Origin of the sequence: Streptomyces sp. NPDC088766, from assembly GCF_044750845.1 — a bacterium.
Lineage (GTDB): Bacteria > Actinomycetota > Actinomycetes > Streptomycetales > Streptomycetaceae > Streptomyces.
The window spans coordinates 44,587-63,177 of record NZ_JBIVKQ010000033.1 but is presented as its reverse complement, the minus strand read 5'-3'; the positions used below and the strand labels follow the sequence as shown (position 1 = coordinate 63,177).

At 71.0% G+C, this 18,591-nt stretch carries 13 protein-coding genes and 5 pseudogenes; 7 read left to right on the top strand and 11 right to left on the bottom strand.

Features of this window, described 5'->3' with window-relative positions; all coding sequences use genetic code 11:
- Nucleotides 1-5: 5 nt before the first annotated feature.
- On the bottom strand, nt 6-1,490 hold the full coding sequence (locus ACIP5W_RS32535; RefSeq protein WP_401481106.1) for an aldehyde dehydrogenase family protein: 1,485 nt from the start codon (nt 1,488-1,490) through the stop codon (nt 6-8).
- Nucleotides 1,491-1,623: 133 nt separating this feature from the next.
- On the opposite strand from ACIP5W_RS32535, the gene ACIP5W_RS32530 reads away from it, so the two are divergent.
- On the top strand, nt 1,624-3,384 hold the full coding sequence (locus tag ACIP5W_RS32530; RefSeq protein ID WP_401481104.1) for a helix-turn-helix domain-containing protein: 1,761 nt from the start codon (nt 1,624-1,626) through the stop codon (nt 3,382-3,384).
- A 327-nt stretch (nt 3,385-3,711) separates the two neighbouring features.
- Here the strand turns inward: ACIP5W_RS32530 and ACIP5W_RS32525 are convergent, their stop codons facing one another.
- Together ACIP5W_RS32525 and ACIP5W_RS32520 are read right to left on the bottom strand one after the other, a co-directional pair.
- Nucleotides 3,712-3,999: a hypothetical protein gene (locus ACIP5W_RS32525; RefSeq protein WP_401481102.1), complete on the bottom strand. Its 288-nt coding sequence runs from the start codon at nt 3,997-3,999 to the stop codon at nt 3,712-3,714.
- 54 nt (nt 4,000-4,053) lie between these two features.
- Nucleotides 4,054-4,245: pseudogene (locus ACIP5W_RS32520) on the bottom strand (hypothetical protein); the annotation flags it as partial.
- 874 nt (nt 4,246-5,119) lie between these two features.
- On the opposite strand from ACIP5W_RS32520, the pseudogene ACIP5W_RS32515 reads away from it, so the two are divergent.
- Nucleotides 5,120-5,724: pseudogene (locus ACIP5W_RS32515) on the top strand (transposase); the annotation flags it as partial.
- Nucleotides 5,725-5,773: 49 nt separating this feature from the next.
- Here the strand turns inward: ACIP5W_RS32515 and ACIP5W_RS32510 are convergent.
- Entirely contained in the window at nt 5,774-6,208 is a 435-nt protein-coding gene (locus ACIP5W_RS32510) for a hypothetical protein (protein ID WP_401481101.1), read from the bottom strand.
- Nucleotides 6,124-7,356, bottom strand: coding sequence for an ATP-binding protein (locus tag ACIP5W_RS32505; protein WP_401481099.1), 1,233 nt, complete (start codon nt 7,354-7,356; stop codon nt 6,124-6,126). The genes ACIP5W_RS32510 and ACIP5W_RS32505 overlap by 85 nt, the downstream gene beginning before the upstream one ends.
- Nucleotides 7,357-8,058: 702 nt before the next feature.
- Here ACIP5W_RS32505 and ACIP5W_RS32500 point away from each other — a divergent pair.
- Nucleotides 8,059-8,196 (top strand): annotated as a pseudogene (locus ACIP5W_RS32500) (undecaprenyl-diphosphatase); the annotation flags it as partial.
- A 143-nt stretch (nt 8,197-8,339) separates the two neighbouring features.
- Here ACIP5W_RS32500 and ACIP5W_RS32495 read toward each other — a convergent pair.
- Nucleotides 8,340-8,918 carry a TetR/AcrR family transcriptional regulator gene (locus tag ACIP5W_RS32495; RefSeq protein ID WP_401481097.1) on the bottom strand — a complete coding sequence of 193 codons (579 nt, stop codon included), beginning with the start codon at nt 8,916-8,918 and terminating at the stop codon, nt 8,340-8,342.
- Between the two features lie 260 nt (nt 8,919-9,178).
- On the opposite strand from ACIP5W_RS32495, the gene ACIP5W_RS32490 reads away from it, so the two are divergent.
- Nucleotides 9,179-9,358: a hypothetical protein gene (locus ACIP5W_RS32490; protein ID WP_401481095.1), complete on the top strand. Its 180-nt coding sequence runs from the start codon at nt 9,179-9,181 to the stop codon at nt 9,356-9,358.
- A gap of 106 nt (nt 9,359-9,464) precedes the next feature.
- Here the strand turns inward: ACIP5W_RS32490 and ACIP5W_RS32485 are convergent.
- Nucleotides 9,465-10,581 (bottom strand): annotated as a pseudogene (locus ACIP5W_RS32485) (AI-2E family transporter).
- Between the two features lie 174 nt (nt 10,582-10,755).
- Between ACIP5W_RS32485 and ACIP5W_RS32480 the strand changes: the two are divergent.
- Nucleotides 10,756-11,232 (top strand): nuclear transport factor 2 family protein, encoded by a 477-nt coding sequence (locus tag ACIP5W_RS32480; protein ID WP_401481094.1) that lies wholly within the window; start codon nt 10,756-10,758, stop codon nt 11,230-11,232.
- A gap of 90 nt (nt 11,233-11,322) precedes the next feature.
- A complete protein-coding gene (lnt, locus tag ACIP5W_RS32475) occupies nt 11,323-12,888 on the top strand; it encodes an apolipoprotein N-acyltransferase (RefSeq protein WP_401481092.1) in 1,566 nt (521 codons plus the stop codon).
- Here the strand turns inward: lnt and ACIP5W_RS32470 are convergent.
- On the bottom strand, nt 12,806-13,717 hold the full coding sequence (locus tag ACIP5W_RS32470) for a Gfo/Idh/MocA family protein (protein ID WP_401481090.1): 912 nt from the start codon (nt 13,715-13,717) through the stop codon (nt 12,806-12,808). The two genes, lnt and ACIP5W_RS32470, sit on opposite strands and share 83 nt — an antisense overlap.
- 551 nt (nt 13,718-14,268) lie before the next feature.
- Between ACIP5W_RS32470 and ACIP5W_RS32465 the strand changes: the two are divergent.
- A pseudogene (locus tag ACIP5W_RS32465) lies at nt 14,269-14,780 on the top strand (DinB family protein).
- A gap of 616 nt (nt 14,781-15,396) precedes the next feature.
- On the opposite strand, the gene ACIP5W_RS32460 reads toward ACIP5W_RS32465, so the two are convergent.
- From ACIP5W_RS32460 to ACIP5W_RS32450, 3 genes are all read right to left on the bottom strand, one after another.
- A complete protein-coding gene (locus ACIP5W_RS32460) occupies nt 15,397-15,876 on the bottom strand; it encodes a hypothetical protein (RefSeq protein ID WP_366059919.1) in 480 nt (159 codons plus the stop codon).
- Nucleotides 15,877-15,977: 101 nt separating this feature from the next.
- Nucleotides 15,978-16,661: a uracil-DNA glycosylase gene (ung, locus tag ACIP5W_RS32455; protein ID WP_366059920.1), complete on the bottom strand. Its 684-nt coding sequence runs from the start codon at nt 16,659-16,661 to the stop codon at nt 15,978-15,980.
- Between the two features lie 79 nt (nt 16,662-16,740).
- On the bottom strand, nt 16,741-18,321 hold the full coding sequence (locus ACIP5W_RS32450) for an ABC transporter substrate-binding protein (RefSeq protein ID WP_401481087.1): 1,581 nt from the start codon (nt 18,319-18,321) through the stop codon (nt 16,741-16,743).
- Nucleotides 18,322-18,591: the final 270 nt, after the last annotated feature.

Sequence of the window (18,591 nt, the reverse complement as noted above, 5' to 3'; positions counted from 1 at the left end):
GCGTGTCAGTTGAGGCGGCCGGGGGCGTCGGAGCCGTACCAGTCGACGTCGTCGTCCGCGGTGCGCACCACGACGGTCTTGAGCCACGTGAAGTCGTCGAAGGACTCGGTCCCGGCGTCGCGGCCGGTACCGGATTCCTTGATGCCGCCCCAGGGCAGGGACGGTTCGAGCCGGTGATGGTCGTTGACCCACACCATTCCGGCCTGAATCCGGTCCGCCACCCGGTGCCCGCGGGCCAGGTCGCGCGTCCACACGCCCGCGCCGAGCCCGAAACGGTTGTCGTTGGCCTTGGCGATAGCGTCGGCCTCGTCGTCGAACGGCACGACGACGGCGACCGGGCCGAAGATCTCCTCCCGCGCGACCTGCATGTCCATCGTCGCGTCGGCCAGGACGGTCGGACGGACGAAGAACCCTCCGTCCAGGGGCGCGGGCAGGTCAGGGGCCCCTCCCCCGGCGGCGACGAATGCCCCCTCCGAGCGCCCCTTCTCGATCAGAGCCAGGACCTTGTCGCGCTGGACTGCGGTGACCAGGGGGCCGATCTGGGTGGCCGGGTCGGACGGGTCGCCGATGCGGATCGCGTCGGCCCGCCGGGCCAGCGTCGTGACGAACCGGTCGTAGCTCGCACGCTGGACCAGGAACCGGGAACCCGCCACGCAGGACTGCCCGGCCGCGACAAACGCGGCGAACGCCGCCCCCTCGGCCGCCACAACGGGGTCGATGTCGTCGAAGACGACGATCGGTGTCTTCCCTCCGAGCTCGGCGGTCACCCGGGCGAAGCGCTGCGCGGTGGCGACGGCGGCCGCGCGCCCGGCCTCGGTCCCGCCGGTCAGGGTGATCTTGGCGATGTCCGGGTGCCCGGTCAGCCGCTCCCCCACCTCGCGCCCGCCGGTCACCACGTTCACCACGCCTTCGGGGACACCCGCCTTCCGCAGCAGCTCGACCATCGCCAGAGTGGACAGGGGTGTGGTCTCCGACGGCTTGACCACCACGGTGTTGCCCGTGGCCAGCGCCGCGGAGAGGCTGCGGGCCAGGATCAGCAGCGGGTGGTTGAACGGCGTGATGATTCCGCAGACCCCGAGAGGTGCCCGGCGCTGGTAGGTCAGGTAAGGCCCGTCCGAGGGCAGTACGGCGTCGCGCTGAGCGGCCAGCAGTCCCGCGTTGTAACGGAACCACTCCGGCACCCTCGACAACTGCGCCCGTGTCTCGGTGACGGGGCGGCCGTTGTTCTGCGTCTCCAGCCGGTAAAGGCTCTCGGCCGCGTCCTCGATCAGGTCCGCGACCCGCAGCAGCAGCCGGCCACGCGCCGTGCGGCTCATCGCGGGCCACGGGCCGTCCAGGAATGCCGCACGGGCACGGGCGACAGCCGCGTCGACCTCGGCGACGGAGCTGTCAGCCACGGTGCGGATGACGCTGCCGGTGGCCGGGTTGACCACGGGGCGCTCCTGGCCCGCTGCGACGTTCGCGTTGCTGGGCGGCGAAGAAGTCATCATCGACATTCCGGCCCTTTCTGGGACTGATCCGACGGGGTGAGTCCTCGGAGTCTGACCCATGTGCAAGGGCGACAGATATGTCACAGCTGACACAGTTGGACAGCCTGTGTGTTCTTGACGACACTGACTGACCGTGGAGGATGAACACGAGCTGCACAGCTGGCTCACCGCGATCGGCACGCTGACCTCGGCCGTGAACGCGGGCCGGGGCCTGCGTGAGCTCCTCGACCTCGTCGCTTCGACCGCCCGGCATTTACTGGGACTCGACTTCTGCGGCGTCCTGCTGCCCGACGCCGAGGGGCGCAACCTCGTGATCGCCGCCTGGAGCGGGTTGTCGGCCACCTACGTCGCCCGGGTCAACTCCGATCACCCGGTCCCACTGGAGGACGACGCGCTCTCCGGGGCGCCATCGAGCCGGGCCTACCGCTCGGGCCGTCCGGCAGCGGTCAAGGACATCTCGCGCGAGCCCGGCTTCATCTGGGGCGGCGTCGCCCACGACCAGGACTACCGTTCCATGCTGTCGGTGCCTCTGGTCACCGCGTCCGGCGTGATCGGGACGCTCAACAGCTACCGGTCGGCGGTGCACGAATTCGGTCCTGAGGAAATCGGACGGCTGCAACTGCTCGCCGAGCACGCGGCGATCGCCATCACCTCCGCCCGGCTCGTCGAGGACCTGCGCCGACAGCACGACCTGGTGTCGCGCTCGGAGGAAATCCACGAGCGCCTGCTTCGGGTGGCAGTCCGCTCGGGAGGCATCCAGGGGATCGCCGCCGCCCTCCACGACCTGCTCGACACGGCAGTGCTGCTGCAGGACGCGCGGGGTGAGGTACTCGCCGCGGCCGGGCCCCCGGCGGAGCCTCCGGTCGCCGGCTGGCCGACGACCGCGCCGGCACCGGGCACTGACCTGGTCCGTGAGCAGGACGGCCACATCGTCGCCGACGTCGTCCTCTTCGGCGAGGTGCCCGCGCGAGTCTGGCTACCCGGCCATCGAAGGTCCCTGACGGCGCTGGACCGCCGGGCGCTGGAGCATGCCTCGGTGGTGCTCTCGCTAGAACTGCTCCGGCAGCGCACGGCGCTGGAGGTCGAGCAGAACCTGCGCGGTGAGCTGCTGGCCGAGCTGCTCACCGGCGCCGACCCGCACGCGGAGGCTCTCCTGCACCGCGCCCGGCTGCTCGGCCACGATCTGACGCGCGCCCACTGCGCGCTGGTCGCACACATCGACACCACCGGGCGGGGCAGTGCGGCCCGAACCCTCCGTCGCGCCGCGGACGAGGCGAACCGGCTGGCTTCCACCATCACCCCGCGGCCCCTCATCAGCCAGCACCAGGAGGCGATCGTGGCCCTGTGGCCCGCGCCCGCGACCGGCCCCGAGGACGGGCCGCAGATCGCCGAGACCCTGCGCAGAGTCATCTCGACGACGGCGGGAGTCTCCTCCGTGACCGTCGCCGTTTCCGAGCTCACCGACAACAAGTTCGCCGAGGCCTACCGTACGGCCCGGGGCGCCCTCGCCGTAGCCGACCGCCAGCGGCGCAGCGCAGGTGTGATCACCTTGGACGGGCTGGGTGTGGCAGGGCTCCTCCTGCAGCTCGGCGACCCTGCTCCCCTGCACAGTTACGCCGATCGCACACTGGGCCCCCTCATCCGGCACGACGACCAGCACGGCACCTCCCTGGTGGCGACCCTCCGAGCGCACCTGGCGCATCGCCTGGACCGCCAGGCGACCGCACAGGCGCTGATGGTGCACCCCAACACCATCAGCCAGCGGCTACGGCGCATCGAGGCGCTGACCGGAATGGATCTGCGTGACGCGGCAGCGGCGGTCGAGGCCCGGTCGGCACTGATGGTGCTGGACGTCGCTCACGGAATCACACGGGACGTGTCGCGCACCGAGTGACACCACAGCCGCGTCACCTGATTCCTCTGGCCCGGCGGGGGGAGTCGGAAAGCACGTCCTTGATCGCGCACGAGTGAAAGGAGACGGTGGCTGGTGCGGTCTCCATCATGGCCTCGAAGACGCCGGCATCACACCACAGCCGTAACCGGTTAGGGACGGTCGATCGCCGAACGGGTCGTGCTCGCCGATCGGCAAGCAGGGCTCGATGAACTCCCACGTTGCCGCCGCCAGTTGCACTCGCGTCACGCAAGAAGCTCCGCCGACCGGAACCCGCCCGCGAAAGCGAAGTCCGGAACCGTCACCGTCTGCTGTCGAGCCCGACCGGACTCAGCCGAGTCCGCGATGGGCGGCCCACAACGTCCCCGCGCGGCCGGCTGCCTCGACAACCAGAGCCGCCAGTTCTGGTTCGTCGGGGACCGGGAACGAGACATATGCGCCCCGACCACCGCCGACTGGTCGGCCATAGGCTTTCGCGGCGAGGTGACCGTCCGGGAGAAGCCGGATGTTGAGTGTGGTCAGCTGGAACTCCTCACCACGTCGAGTGTCGATCCAGCGGAGGGCCTGCGGGATCGTGACGTTGATCGCCAGAGCACTCACTTCCAGGTCGCTACTCATGGACGGATGATCTCACGCACATCGCCCAGGCGTCGGGCGAAGGAGGCAGTTTGATCACTGCTCGACACGAGCCATGGACCTGCGCCTTCGCGGCAGGCCTGACAACGGCTCACACCATGAGCCGAGTTGTCGGTGGGTGATCAGGCAGCGGGCGAGTCCGAGGAACGCCTCGTGGATGTCGGCTCGGCATTCCCAGCGGATCCGTGGGCGGTGGAAGCCGTGCAGCCACGCGAACCACCTCTCGATACCGGGTCCAAGAGTTCATGACCGACTTTCAAGAGCGCGTCCCTGGTCTGTGCTGTCCTTCCCCGCCTCGGAGCCGGCGGTCCAGGAACTCGATCACCCCGTCTCCGAACGCACCAACCGCTCGCGTTGCTCAGGGGAAAGAGACGCGAGGGCATCGGCCAGAACCCGGTTCCGCGGGATGTGAACCATGTTTCCTGAGCAGATCCTGCAAGTTGAGCACCAGGCGAACCCGATGCAACGCTCGAACATGGAAGACTTGGGCGGATAAAAGCGGTACTGGTACGAGCAGACGAGCGTCCCGCATGCGGCACAGGTCCGGCGTTCACCGTCCAGGAGGGACCAGCCGCTCCCGACCTTGCGCCGGTGCTGCCGTTCGGCCGGTGCTCTTCAAGTCGTCATGGCCAGCACCTTTCCCACCGAGACCGCACGGCACAGCCCGTCCGTACAAATCCTGGCCATCCAACACAGGCCGTGGCGGCCCTTGATCGGCTTCGCGAAATCCGTGCCCCCCGTCCCGGACGGTCTCCGGCCTCACCGTGACGGCTTCGTCCGAACCCAGGAACGCTGCGATCCGGGCATGCCGGGGCTCATCCCTGCCTGCCTCGTCGTCCGGAAGATTTCAAGTCCAATGAGACGGTTGTGATGCTATGAGAGGGCGTTTATGCAGGCCAAGGCCCGTACATGCCTTATGTGAGTGTTCCATTTTGTTGCGGATGGCCCGATGAACGAAGAACATCGCCCGGCGGGGCGATAGCCTCGCCGCCTGTCTCATCCGCTTCTGGGCTCGAAAACCCGTCTGACGTAGAGATACAGCAGAACCTCCAAGCCGCCAGCGGAATGAGTGGTTCCGGAGCACCTATGCTCAGGCTGTGCTGTGAGTGATCGAAAGCCGTACCCCAGCGACTTGTCGGACGCCCGATGGACCCTGATCGAACCGACGTTGACAGCCTGGCGGAATGCCCGCCTCGAACGTCGCCCCACCGGCCAGCCGGCGAAAGTCGATCTGCGTGACGTGTTCAACGCGATCCTCTATCTCAACCGCACCGGAATCCCCTGAAAATACCTCCCACATGACTTCCCTGGCCACGGCACCGTCTACTTCTACTACGCGGCCTGGCGCGACGAGGGGATCTTCGCCCAGCTCAATTACGACCTCACCGCCCTGGCCCGCGTGAAGGAAGGACGGAAGCCCGAGCCCCGACGGCCTCCGTCATCGACACCCAGAGCGTCAAGACCTCCACCAACGTGCCTGTGACCAGCCAGGGAACGGACGCCGCGAAGAAGATCGTGGGCCGCAAGCGAGGCATCCTCACTGACACGATCGGCCTGATCCCCGTTGTGACCGTCACCGCTGCGAGCCTCTCGGAGAACGCCCTGGGGATACGCCTCCTCGACCAGGCGAAAAACACGTACCCAACCATCACCAAGAGCTGGGTCGACACCGGCTTCAAGAAGGCCGTGTGCTGCTCCGGGAACACGGCCACGGGAGGAAGATCCGAGGGCGCTCCTGGCTGAGGTCTCCCGGCCGTCAGGCGCGCAGCAGGGTGACGGTGCGCCCGGAGGGCGTGGTCTGCTGCGAGAAGGCGGTGCGCTCGTGGACCGGGGCTGCCTGCGGGCGGGTGTCGAAGACCACGAGGGTGCCCGTGGACAGCTCCATGCGGTCCAGGTAGTCGTCCAACTGTGCCAGCCCCTCGGCGAGGGGGTCGGTGCGGCCCTGGCGCCACACCTTCAGCTCCAGCGCCTCGCGCTGCACCGCCCGCGAACCGTCGGCAGCGGTGTACGGCTGGCGAATCAGCAGGTCCACGCGCCGCCGGCCGACCCCGTACTCCCGGTCGATGAAACCCGCCCCGTTCACGATCCGGTGCAGGTAGGCCATCATCACCAGCTGTGCTGCGGCCTCCGGGTAGGTCGAGGCGGTGGCCAGGATCTCGCCGTTCTCCCGCCAGAACTGGCGAAGGAGCACAGCAGCTTGTCCACGTCGATCCGGCCGTCCGGCAGCCGGAAGCTGCTCGGGGCGGCGACGACCTGGCCCTCCGTGTTGTTTCCCAGGACCCGGACAATGACCTCCTGGTAGATCGGATTGGCCACCCGCACCGGCGCGTCCGGGGCGACCAGCCCAAGGTCGCGCACGTACCCCAGATCGTCGTCGTACGTGTCCGTCGGCAGGAGCAGCTCGCCCGCGATCACCGGCTGGATCACCCGCCGCACGCGGTCCTCGCCCAACCTGGCGGCCAGCGAGTCCAGATGCGTCGCACGCGCCAGGATCAGCCGCTCCTTCGCCTCCTCCATGTGCTCGGCCGTGATCGGCGTGTCCGACGGCACCCCCATCTCCTCGACGACCTCCCGGGCCAGCGCGTTGACCAGCCACGGCTGCCCCTGGGTAAAGCTGAAGGCACGCTCCAGCGCATCCACCGTGAAATCCTGGCCCGTCTGCGTCGTGTGCTGCCCGTACAGCTCGGCGACCTCGGCCTCGGTGAAGTCGCCCAACCGCAGCGACGCCACCTTGATGTTGAACGGACTCGACGTACCAAGGCGCCCCGGATCCCCGCCCGAGACCGCCTTGTAGTCACGCACATCCCGCAGCCCGCACAGCACCACCGCATGCGGGAAGCCGCCACGGCTGACAGTGAAGCCATCGCGCAACTGGCGCAGCACACTGCGCAGGCTCTCCCCCCGCAGCGCGTCGATCTCGTCGAAGAACAGCACCAGCGGACGCGGACAGCTCCGCACCCACGCAGTCAGCCCCCGAGTGAGCCGGGACCCGGGCACCGCGTCGGGCCAGGAGTCGGGGGGCGCGAGCTCATCAGGAAGCCCAGCGGACTCCGCGGACCGCCGAATCGCCTCCAGCACCAGCAGCTCGGCCTGGCCGTAGTCCTCCCCGGCCACCTCCGCGCTCTCGCACGAGAAGTGCAGCGCTGCGTACCGGCCCGAGGCCGTCAGTTCCCGGGCCATCGCCGCCAGCACCGTCGTCTTCCCGGTCTGCCGTGGCGCGTGCACCACGAAGTACTGGCCCTGCTCGATGTACCCGCGGGCCCTGGGCAGCCGCTCCTGGGCCGGCACCATGTAGTGACGCGTGGGGACGCACGGCCCGGCCGTATTGAAGTAGCGCATACCGCGCACGCTAGCCGACGGCACCGACAACCTGAGGCGACCGTGCACCCGACCACCGGCTGCACCGCCCCGTACGGGCACGAGTGCCAGAGCAGCGGTGCCCCGGTGCGGGGATCACCCGGCGGGCAGACGCAGAAACGCGGCCAGCGCCCGCTGGGGTGCGGTGACCGCTGGAGCGCCTCCGGCGACCGCCAGGGCATGCAGGTCACCGCGGCACAGCTCTTCACGTGCCGATCAGCTCATCCGGGGCACCGCTGTCGCCCCAGTCGGCCTCATGCATCCTGCCCTTGCCGAAAATCCCGTCCGGGCTGGTGAGCGACCGAGGCGCGCACTGCGGCCAGTGCCTTGTTTGGACAGTTTGGCCGCGGGTCGGGGGCCGGTTCCCCGCGACCACGAACGCCGGGAAGCGGCTGTACCTGCTTCGTCACGGCGGCAAGGAGTGGCTGGCTGGATGAAGATCGACACAGTCGCATCGCCGTGGAGACCCGCATGGGCCGCGAGGTCGCCGGCGTGGATGGTCTCTACTCGCACGTTGCCCTGGCCATGGAGCAGGAGATTGCCGATTCGCTGCAAAGCAGGTGGCTGCGCCGTTCGTGGTCGGCGAGGGAGGGCACTGGAAAGGCGCCATCTCCCACTGCTCTACCATTCGATCTTGAAAAGTGGTGGAAACCAGCAGGTCAAAGCCGCTCAGGACACGTCGACATAGTTTCGTTCATGAAGTTCATCAGCACCAAGTCGTTCATGCCGTTCGTGTACTACCGCGTGGTCCTCGGCATCGTGATCATCGCCCTCGTGGCGATGGGCGTCCTGAGCCCGCACGCGGCGGAGTCGGCGGGCTGATCCCGCTCGGGCGGCAGTTGCGCCCGCCGCCCCGGCACGGCCGTTCCGCGACCGGCCGGGGCGGCCGGCACCGGCCACGGGCAGTGGGCGGCGGGCAGTGGGCAGCGGGCACCGGGCAGTGGGCAGTGGGCAGTGGGCCCGGCCTACTCGACCGCCACGATCCGGTCGACCGCCGCCGTCACCAGCTCCTCGCGCTCCGCCGCCGTGAAGACGTCCGGCAGGGTGAGCTGCTCCACGATCAGCCAGTTGAGCGCCAGAATGAGCAGCTTGACGGCCATGGCGTCCCCGGGGAACCCGGAGGCCTCGTGATAGGCGACGTTCCCCTCGACGTCGGCCCGGACCCGCGCGGTGAGCACCTTGCGCAGTTCGGGGCGGCGGGTGGCCTCGAGGCGCAGTTCGAGCAGGGCGAGGTAGCCGGTGCGGAACGAGGCGACGCGGCCGACCAGCTCACGCATCAGCTCCGCGTACGTCTCCCGGTCGCGGCCGGCCGTGCGCTGTCGGGTGAGCGTGGCCTCGTCGGGCTGGAGCCGCTCGTAGACGCGGGCGCCGGCCTGGGTGAGCAGGTCGTCGCGGTTGGCGAAGTAGTTGGACGCGGTGCCGACGGGCACGGCGGCCTCGGTGTCCACCGCCCGGAAGGTCAGACCTCGGGCTCCCTCCCGGGCCAGCACCTCGATCGCCGCATCCACCAGGGCGGCGCGCCGCTCGTCGTTCCGTCTCGCCATGGACACCCTTCCGGTGCGTCATCAGACCACTTCGGCGAGAGTACTACGCGTGAAGTTGCCGGGCGGGGCACCGGCAAGCCGCCGCCCCTTCGTCCCGCCGTCCTTGCGCACCGGCGTCCTTGCGTCCCGGCGTCCCGGCGTCCCGGCGTCCCGGCCGAAAACGCCGCCCCGCGCGGTGAAGGCGGCCCGTGACCAAGCCCATAGGGATTGCGTAGCCACCCGGTAGCGCAGTGTCAGTGCTTGCCCCTAGGCTGTTGCGCATGTCCCCGAGTTCATCAGCCCCTGGTTCCGTGCGGTCTGCCGCCGAGTTGAACGAGCAGATCCGGGCTCTGTGGCTGCGCGCGGGCGGGTCGCTGTCGGCCCCGGAGCGGGCGGAGTACGAGCTGTTGGTGGTCGAGTGGGCCGCGGCCATCCGCGGAGAGGTCGTCAGGGCGGCCTGAGGCCGGCCCCGTCGCCGCACATCTCCCGGCCGGGCCCTCGTCCCGATCCCTCCCCGGCAGGGAGCGCCACGCCGACCCCTCTCCTCCGTACCCCCGGCAAGGAGCGCTACGACGGCACCACGGCCCCGTCGTGCGCCTCGTCCGCCCCCGATTCCTCGGCCGGGTCGGTGAGTTGCTCGCGCATGTAGTTCCAGATCACCGCGAGCAGTGCCGCGACCGGCACCGCGAGCAGACTGCCGACGATCCCGGCGAGGCTGCCGCCGAGCGTCACCGCCAGCAGGACCACCGCCGCGTGCAGGCCGAGCCCCCCGGCTCTGGATCATCGGCTGGAAGACGTTGCCCTCCAGCTGCTGCACCACGACGATGATGGCCAGCACGATCAGCGCGTCCGTCAGACCGTTGGAGACCAGCGCGATGAGGACGGCGACGAATCCGGCGAACAGCGCGCCCACGATCGGCACGAACGCGGAGACGAAGGTCAGCACCGCCAGCGGAAGCACCAGCGGCACGTCCAGGATCCACAGCCCGAGGCCGATGAGCACCGCGTCGAGCAGACCGACGACCGCCTGCGACCGGACGAACGCGCCCAGCGTGTCCCAGCTGCGGGCGGCCACCGTCGGGACGTCCGTGGCGAACCGGCCGGGCAGCTGACGGGCCAGCCAGGGCAGGAACCGGGGGCCGTCCTTGAGGAAGAAGAACATCAGGAAGAGCGCCAGGACAGCGGTGACCAGGCCGTCGACCACCGTGCTCACTCCCGTGACGACGGCGTTGACCATGCTCCCCAGGCCGTCCTGGGCGCGGGCGACCCCGGTGTCGAAGGCCTTGTCGATCTGGTCGTCGCCGATGTTCAGCGGCGGCCCGGCGGCCCATTCGCGCACTCTCTGCAGGCCTTCGACCACCCCGTCGGTCAACTCCCCGGACTGGGAGGCCACCGGCACCGCGATCAGCGCCACGGTGCCCGCGGCGACCAGCAGGAACAGGACGGTCACCAGCGACGCGGCGAGGGCGGGCGGCCAGCCGCGCCGGCGCAGGTAGCGCGTCGGGGGCCAGGTCAGGGTGGTCAGGAACAGGCCGACGACGAGCGGCCACACGATCGACCACATCTGGCCCAACAGCCACAGCACGACCGAGAGCCCCACGAGGAGCAGCAACAACTCGACGGATATGCGCGCCGACGCGCGCAGCGCGGCGCGGGTTTTCGTGGAACTCAACGTGGCAGACATGGGGCTCACCCTATGGGTACGCCGATCGGGGATACGCCGGTCAGGGCTGCGCGAGACAGCGGACCCGCCCGGCCCGGTTCCTGCCGGAAAGACTTCGGCGGTTCGCCGCGCCGATCGGGCGGACGTACCCGCACGGCCCTTGGCGCCGCGCCCGCCATGCCCAACACTCGGGCCATGACGCAGCGTGTGGAGCTCGCGGCCGTGATGGACCGCCTGGCCGTCGACGGTCTGATCACCGACTACGCGGTCGCCGTCGACGACGGCGACTGGGCGGCCTACCGGGCCTTGTTCACTTCCGACGGGCGGGCGGACTACCGCTCGGCCGGCGGCATCGAGGGAGAGGTGGGGAAGGTCGCCGCGTGGCTCGATGAGAGCACGCGGCCGTTCTCGATGCGCCAGCACCTGATCGTCAACCGCCGACTGCGCTTCGGGGTCCTGGAGCAGGACCGGGGCGACACCGCCCGGGTCCAGGCCGACTACGTGAGCCCGATGCGGCTGGCGGGCGGGGAGGGGGCCGCCGGGGCGCCGGACTTCGTGTGCGGCGGCCGGTACGCCTTCGAACTGCTGCGGACGGAGGACGGCTGGCGGATGCGCGAGGTGGTGGTGCGGGAGAAGTGGCGCCGGCTGCCGGGCCGGGACATCGCCGGCTGACCGGACGGCTGACCGTCCACCGAAGACCATCTGGCCGGAGATCGCCCCGAACGCGCACACTGGAGCGACCACGGGGTAGGGAGGTGCCGTATGAAGACGTTCGGTCACTGGCTCTCCTCCCCGTGGCGGCGCTCGGTCCTCGTGGCCCTGGCAGGCGCGCTGCCCGTCCCGTCCTTCCCGGCGCCCGGCCTGTGGTGGTGGGCGTACGCCGCGCTGGTCCCGTGGCTCCTGCTGGCGCGTTCGGCCCCCACGGGCAGGCGGGCCCTGTACGACGGCTGGGCCGGCGGATTCGGGTTCATGCTGTCCATGCACGTGTGGCTGCTGCCGAGCCTGCACGTCTTCACGCTGGTCCTCGCCGCCCTGTTGGGCGCGCTGTGGGCGCCGTGGGGCTGGCTGGTGCGCCGGTTCCTCGGCGGGGTGCCCTCGCGGGGCCGGGCCGGAGCCGCGCTGCTGGTGCTGCCCTCGGGCTGGCTGGCCGTGGAACTGGTCCGTTCCTGGCAGGGGCTGGGCGGACCGTGGGGTGTGCTCGGGGCCGGCCAGTGGCAGGTGGAGCCGGCACTGCGGCTGGCGTCCGTCGGCGGGGTGTGGCTGCTGAGCTTCCTGGTGGTGGCGGTGAACGTCGCTCTCGCCCTGCTCGTCGCGGTGCCGTCGCACCGGGTGCCGGCCGTCGCCGGCCTGGTGGCGACGGCCGCCGCGGCCTCCGCCGCATGGGTGTGGTCGCCGCGGCCGGAGACCGGCGGGCAGGCGCGGATAGCCGTCGTACAGGCCGGTGTCGTCGACGGACCCGAGCGCCGTTTCGACCGGGAGGAGCAGCTGACCCGCCGGCTCGTCGGGCAGGACGTCGATCTGATCGTCTGGGGCGAGAGCAGCGTCGGGCACGACCTGGCCGACCGTCCCGACCTGGCGCGCCGGCTGGCCGGACTGTCGCGCGCGACCGGCGCCGACATCCTGGTCAACGTGGACGCCCGCCGGTCCGACCGGCCCGGCATCTACAAGAGTTCGGTCCTGATCGGACCGGACGGACCGACCGGCGACCGGTACGACAAGATGCGGCTGGTGCCGTTCGGTGAGTACGTGCCCGCCCGGTCGCTGCTGGGCTGGGCCACGTCCGTCGGCAAGGCGGCCGGCGAGGACCGGCGGCGCGGCACGGAGCAGGTCGTGATGAACACCGGGGCTGGCCTGCGCATCGGCCCGCTGGTGTGCTTCGAGACGGCGTTCCCCGACATGAGCCGCCATCTCGTCGAGGACGGCACCGACGTCCTGGTCGGCGAGTCGTCGACGTCGACGTTCCAGAACAGCTGGGCCCCCGCGCAGCACGCCTCACTGGGCGCCCTGCGGGCCGCGGAGACCGGCCGCCCCTTCGTGCACGCGACGCTGACGGGTGTCTCGGCGGTGTACGACGCGAGCGGCGGGCGGCTCGGCCCACGGCTGGGGACGGACGCGAGCACCGCCGCCGTCTACGAGGTGCCGCTCGCGGACGGTGTCACCCCGTACGTCCGCTTCGGCGACTGGCCGGTGCACGCCGCCCTGCTCGTCCTCCTCGGATTCGGTGTGGTGGAGGGAGCGCGGGCGGTCAGGCCGCGCCGGAACGCTCCCGCACCGCTCGGACCACCCGCTCGCACAGTTCGTGAGTCGCCAGCGCGTCCCGGGCGCTGAGCGTCCGTCCCGCGCGGACGGCGTCGAGGAAAGCCAGCACCGCCTGCTCGATGCCGCGCTGGCGGGCCACGGGCACCCAGTCGCCGCGCCGCCGCACGGTCGGCTGGCCCTTGTGGTCGATCACCTCGGCGAGATTGACGACCTGACGCTTGGTGTCCTGGCCGGACACCTCGAGGATCTCCTCGTTGGACCCGCTGAGCCGGTTCATCACCCCGAGCGCGGTGAAGCCGTCACCGGAGAGCTGGAGGACGACGTGGTGCAGCAGCCCGGCCTCGACGCGGGCCCGCACGGTGACGTCCTCGACCGGTCCCGGGGCGAGGAAGCGCAGGGTGTCGACGACGTGGATGAAGTCGTCGAGGATCATCGCCCGTGCCTCCTCTGGCAGGCCGACGCGGTTCTTCTGCATCAGGATCAGCTCGCGCGGGTGGTCGGCGCACTGCGCGTACCCGGGGGCGAACCGCCGGTTGAAGCCCACGGCCAGGCCGGTCCCGCGCTCCTCCGCGAGCGCGACGAGCCGCTCGGAGTCGGCGAGGTCGTACGCGAGCGGCTTGTCGACGTAGGTCGGGACGCCCGCTTCCAGGAGCCGTGTGACGATCTCGGGGTGGACGGCGGTGGGGGCGTGCACGAAAGCGGCGTCCAGGCCCCGGGCGAGCAGCGCGTCGAGATCGCGGTGGCGCTGCCCGGCCGGCAGGCGCAGGCTGTCGGCTGTCCGGTCGAGGGTGGCCGGGGTGCGCGTCTGGAGATGGAGTTCGATCCCGGGCAGCGCGCCGAGCACCGGCAGATACGCCTTCTGCGCGATGTCGCCGAGTCCGATGCAGCCGACCTTCACGGGGGCTCCTTCACTGCTGGTCCGCGCCTGCCTGCACGGCAGCATACGGGGCCCGCGGCGGCGTCCGGCGGGCGCTCCCGCCGGGGTCCGTGCGGCAGGAGTCCGGGCCGGTTCGCCGGGCCCGCCGTTGCGTACGGCGCCGGCAGCCGGGAGGACGCGGGACGTGCCCGGGAGGGCGGCCGTGCGGGCGGGGTGGCCGATGTGACGCCGGGCGGGGACGACGGCGTGCTCGCCGGCCTGGTCGCCGGCTCGGCCGAGCCGCGGGAGCGTGAGGCGGCCGGCGACGCCGTGGAAGCGAGACGGCCATAGAGGCGAGGCAGCCATAGAGGCGAGGCGGCCGTGGAGGTGAGGCGGGCAGCGTCGGCCGAGGGCCCGGGGAGCGACCCGGCGGGCCGGGCCGCGGACCCTCCGGGCCGCGCGGGCGCCGGGTCCCCCGGCCTGGAGAGATCCGGTCCGGGCTGCGGGAACCGCCGGCCGGGCACTCGCTCGCCGACCTCTGCCCGGCGGAAAACACGTGGTGGCGCAAGGGCCGGCCGGGCGAGCATGCGGGTATGACGACCGAGCGCACCGAACCCGCCCAGAACGCCGACGAACGCACCATGCTGGAAGGCTGGCTGGACTACCACCGGCGGACCCTCGCGTGGAAGTGCGAGGGCCTCACCGACGACCAGCTCCGCACCGCGTCCGTGCCCCCTCCGAACTGTCCCTGATGGGGCTGGTGCGGCACATGGCGGAGGTCGAGCGCGGCTGGTTCCGCAAGGTCCTCGTGGATGACGGGGCCGCCCCGATCTACTACACGGACGAGGACCGCGACGGCGAGTTCCACCTCACCGAGCAGGACACCTGGCAGGAGGCGTACGCCGGCTGGCAGGCCGAGATCGCGACCGCCCGGCGCAACGCGGCCGGCTTCGGGCTGGACGACCTCTCCCGCGGCAGGAGCCGGTTCACCGGGGAGCCGTTCAGCCTGCGCTGGATCTACACGCACATGATCGAGGAGTACGCGCGGCACAACGGCCACGCCGATCTGCTGCGCGAGCGGATCGACGGCGTCACCGGCGACTGACGTCACGTCACCCACGGGCACCGCGCGCCCTCCCTGGGGGGTACGGGATCACCCGTGTGGGGCATGATCGGCCGGTCCGCCGTGCCTCGGCGGGCCGCAGCCAGCAAAGTGGCGCGGGTGCAGCGAACGACGACTACCGCAACGCTTCTGGTGACCGTGGCCGTCACGGCCCTCGCCGGATGCGTGACCGTCCGGTACCCGCCCGTGCCCCGCCCGCCCGCGGCCCCGGCCCAGCCGTCCGTGCCGCGGCCCGACGGCCGGGCCGGGACACAGGTGGTGCAGGCACCGGCCCGGGAGGCCCTGGAGATGGCCGGGACGGAGCCCGGGCGGGAGCCGAGCACACCGGCGTCACCACGGCGGACCGCGCCGGCGGCGCCCGCCGCGCAGCCCCCGTCCGCCCGCCACCGCCCGCCGGCCCCGGCGCGCCCGGGACCGGCCCGGCCGGAACGCCGTCGCCCCGCGCAGCCGCGCGTCGAGGTCCCCGACGTGAAGGAGGGGGTGCGAGGGAACACCGATGTGTGCGGTCTCGGCCGGAAGTACGGGGGCTGGCGGCCGGGCAGCCCGGAGTCCGTGATCTGCGAGGGTGCCTACGGGCGTTGAGGCCGCGCCGCCCCGCCTACTCGGACCGGAGGTGGTCCTGGCCGCCTTCCCCCAGCCGCAGCTCCATCCGGCTGATGGCCGCCCGCACGCCGTCGCCGTAGGTGTCGTCGCCGAGTCCCCGGGCCGCTCTGCGGGCCTTGCGCACATGGGTGCGGGCGGCTTCCGTACGGCCGAGTTTGACGTAGTCCGCCGCGAGGTTGAGGTGGAGCGAGGGGTACAGCGCCCGCACTGCGGGCGCCCGCTCGTGCTCCTCGGCCGCGGTCAGCGCTCTCAGGTCCCAGGCCAGTTCGTCGAAGGGGTCGTCCTGGGTGTCGGCGAGGTAGTGGGCGACGGTGCAGCGGTGCAGCGCGTCGCCCTCCTCGCCCAGCTCCTCCCACAGCTCCAGCAGGCGCCGTCTGGCTTCCTCCCGGTCTCCCCCGTGGTGCAGCATCACCAGCTGCCCGATCCGGGTCAGCACGGCGTCCGGCGCCGCCTGTTCCTGCCGATGCTCCGCCACGAACCCTCCTTGCGTTGTTGCGAAGACGCTAACCGCAGGCACCGGAGATCCCCGTCAGGCGGCACCGGGCCGGTCCGCCGGGGGGACCGGCCCGGTGGGGGTCAGGTCAGGTTCGGCACCGTCCAGTCGATCGGCTCGTGGCCCTGCCGGGCCACCGCCTCGTTGATCTGCGTGAACGGACGGGATCCGAAGAACTTCTTCGCCGACAGCGGTGAGGGGTGCGCGCCCTTCACCACCACGTGCCGGGTCTCGTCGATCAGGGGCAGCTTCTTCTGCGCGTAGTTCCCCCACAGGACGAAGACCGCCGGGTCGGGCCGCTCGGCCACCGCCCGGATCACCGCGTCGGTGAACCTCTCCCAGCCCTTGCCCTTGTGCGAGTTGGCCTCACCGGCGCGGACCGTGAGGACCGCGTTGAGCAGCAGCACGCCCTGCCGGGCCCACGGCATCAGATAGCCGTTGTCCGGGACGGGGGTGCCCAGCTCGGCGTGCATCTCCTTGTAGATGTTGCGCAGCGACGGCGGGATCTTCACCCCGGGCCGTACCGAGAAGCACAGGCCGTGTCCCTGGCCCTCGCCGTGGTAGGGGTCCTGGCCGAGGATCAGGACCTTCACCCGGTCGTACGGCGTCGCGTCGAGCGCGGCGAAGACCTCCTCGCGCGGAGGGTAGACGGGCCCCTTCGCCCGCTCCTCCTCGACGAACTCCGTCAGCTCCTTGAAGTAGGGCTGCTCCAGCTCGTCGCCCAAAACCCCGCGCCAGGTCTCGGGCAGCATGGCGATGTCGGTCACGTCAACGTCCTCCGTCGTGCGGTCACTTACCGGTCACAGAACCTACAGGTGACCACTGACAACGGCGTCCGCGGTGCGCCTACCAGCTGGTCTTGCGGGACAGCTCCCACACCATCATGATCGTCGACGGGTCCAGCGCCCGCTCGCCGCCGGAGACGTCCTCGTTCGCGGCGATGTACTGCTTGCCCTGCCACAGCGGCAGCAGCCGGGCATCGTCGACGAGGATCTGCTGGGCCTCCTGGAAGTCCTTCACCACGTTGGCACGGTCGCTCTCCTCGCGGGAGCGGGGCAGCAGCACCTGGGTGATCTGCTTCTCCGGGTACGGCGTGCCGAGCGCGTTCTGCTCGCCGACGAACGGGGCGATGAAGTTGTCGGCGTCCGGGAAGTCGGGGGCCCAGCCGCGTCCGAACACCGGGTACTCGCCCTTCTGGTAGCCCACCACGTAGGTCTTCCAGGGGCGGCTCTTGAGGGTGACCTCGAACAGGCCCGAGGCCTCCAGCTGGGTCTTGATCTCCTTGAACTCCAGGGCGGTGTCGGAGCCGTAGCGGTCGGTGGTGTACCAGAGCGTGAGCGGCACGGGGCCGGTGATGCCGGCGTCGTCGAGGATCGCGCGGGCCTTGTCCGGGTCGGGGTCGCCGAAGTCGTCGAAGAAGCCGGTGGTGTGGCCGGTCAGGCCCTTGGGGACCATCGAGTACAGCGGGTCGACGGTGTCCTTGTAGACCTTGTGGGCGAGCGCGGCCCGGTCGATGACCTGGGCGACGGCCCGGCGCACGGCGAGCTTGTCCGACCACTTGTCCTTGGGGTTGAACACCAGGTAGTTGATGTTGGTGGCGGCGCCCTCGACGAGCTGGAGGCCGTCGTTCTCGTCGCTCTTGTTCTCCAGGGCGACGATGTCGTCGGCGGCGAGGCCCTGGTAGGTGATGTCGATCTGCTTGCCCCGCAGCGCCTTGACCATCTCGCCGGAGTCCTGGAAGTAGCGGATGGTCACGGCGCCGTTCTTGCGGTCGGCGGCGCCCTTGTAGCGGTCGTTGCGGACGAGTTCCGCCCGGTCGCCCTCCTTGTAGACCTTCAGGTCGTACGGGCCGGAGCCGACGATGCCGTCGCCCTCGCGCACCGCCTTGGCCGGGTAGTCGTCCGGGGCGACGAGGGACATGCCGGGGGTGGCGAGCACGAAGGGGAAAGTGGCGTCGGGCTTGTTGAGCCGGAAGACGACCTCGCGGTCGCCGACGGCCTCGACCCGGTCGAGGCTGCCGAGCAGTCCCGCGGGGCCGGTGGGCGCGTTGATGGCGAGGATCCGGTCGAAGGTGTACTTGACGGCCTCCGCGTCGAGCTTGTCCCCGTTGGAGAAGGAGAGGCCCTCGCGCAGTTCGCAGCGGTACGTCCGGCTGGTGCCGTCGGTGAACTTGCAGGTGGCGGCGTCGGGCTGGGGCGTCGTCGCGCCGTTGGGGTACGACAGCAGCGTCTGGTAGACGTTGCGGAACAGCTCCCAGGAGCCGTCCCAGGAGGCGGCGGGGTCCAGCGTGCTGGGGGCGCTGGTGGTGCCCACGACGATCGGCCCGGCGTCGTCGGAGCCTTCCTCTCCCAGGAGGCTGCATCCGGCCACCAGGGATATGGACACGATCGCCGCGACCTGCTGCAAGGATCGGTTCCGGTTGAACACGCGCACGCTCCTCGATCTGCCATGCCAAGGGTTGGCAGACCATACCGCAGCGTCAGGCCGGCTGAACCCGCTCCAAACATCACGTTATGGATCACGACAAATGACGACGTTGTCATGACCCTGTGCGACGTTCGCACGGCCGCGGGGGGGGCCGGCCGGGGGGGGGGGGGGGCCCCCGGGCCGGGGGGGGGGGGGGGGCGGGCGGGCCCCCCCCCCGGGGGGGGGAATCAGCCGGAGCCGCCCCCGGGGGGGGCGGGGGGCCCCTGAGCC

Excerpts from the sequence above, each read along its gene's own strand:
- ACIP5W_RS32480 (WP_401481094.1), top strand. The coding sequence starts at position 10,756 with ATGACGCAGCGTGTGGAGCTCGCGGCCGTGATGGACCGCCTGGCCGTC.
- ACIP5W_RS32525 (WP_401481102.1), bottom strand. The coding sequence starts at position 3,999 with ATGAGTAGCGACCTGGAAGTGAGTGCTCTGGCGATCAACGTCACGATC.
- ACIP5W_RS32495 (WP_401481097.1), bottom strand. The coding sequence starts at position 8,918 with ATGGCGAGACGGAACGACGAGCGGCGCGCCGCCCTGGTGGATGCGGCG.
- ACIP5W_RS32490 (WP_401481095.1), top strand. The coding sequence starts at position 9,179 with ATGTCCCCGAGTTCATCAGCCCCTGGTTCCGTGCGGTCTGCCGCCGAG.
- lnt (WP_401481092.1), top strand. The coding sequence starts at position 11,323 with ATGAAGACGTTCGGTCACTGGCTCTCCTCCCCGTGGCGGCGCTCGGTC.
- ACIP5W_RS32535 (WP_401481106.1), bottom strand. The coding sequence starts at position 1,490 with ATGATGACTTCTTCGCCGCCCAGCAACGCGAACGTCGCAGCGGGCCAG.
- ACIP5W_RS32505 (WP_401481099.1), bottom strand. The coding sequence starts at position 7,356 with ATGCGCTACTTCAATACGGCCGGGCCGTGCGTCCCCACGCGTCACTAC.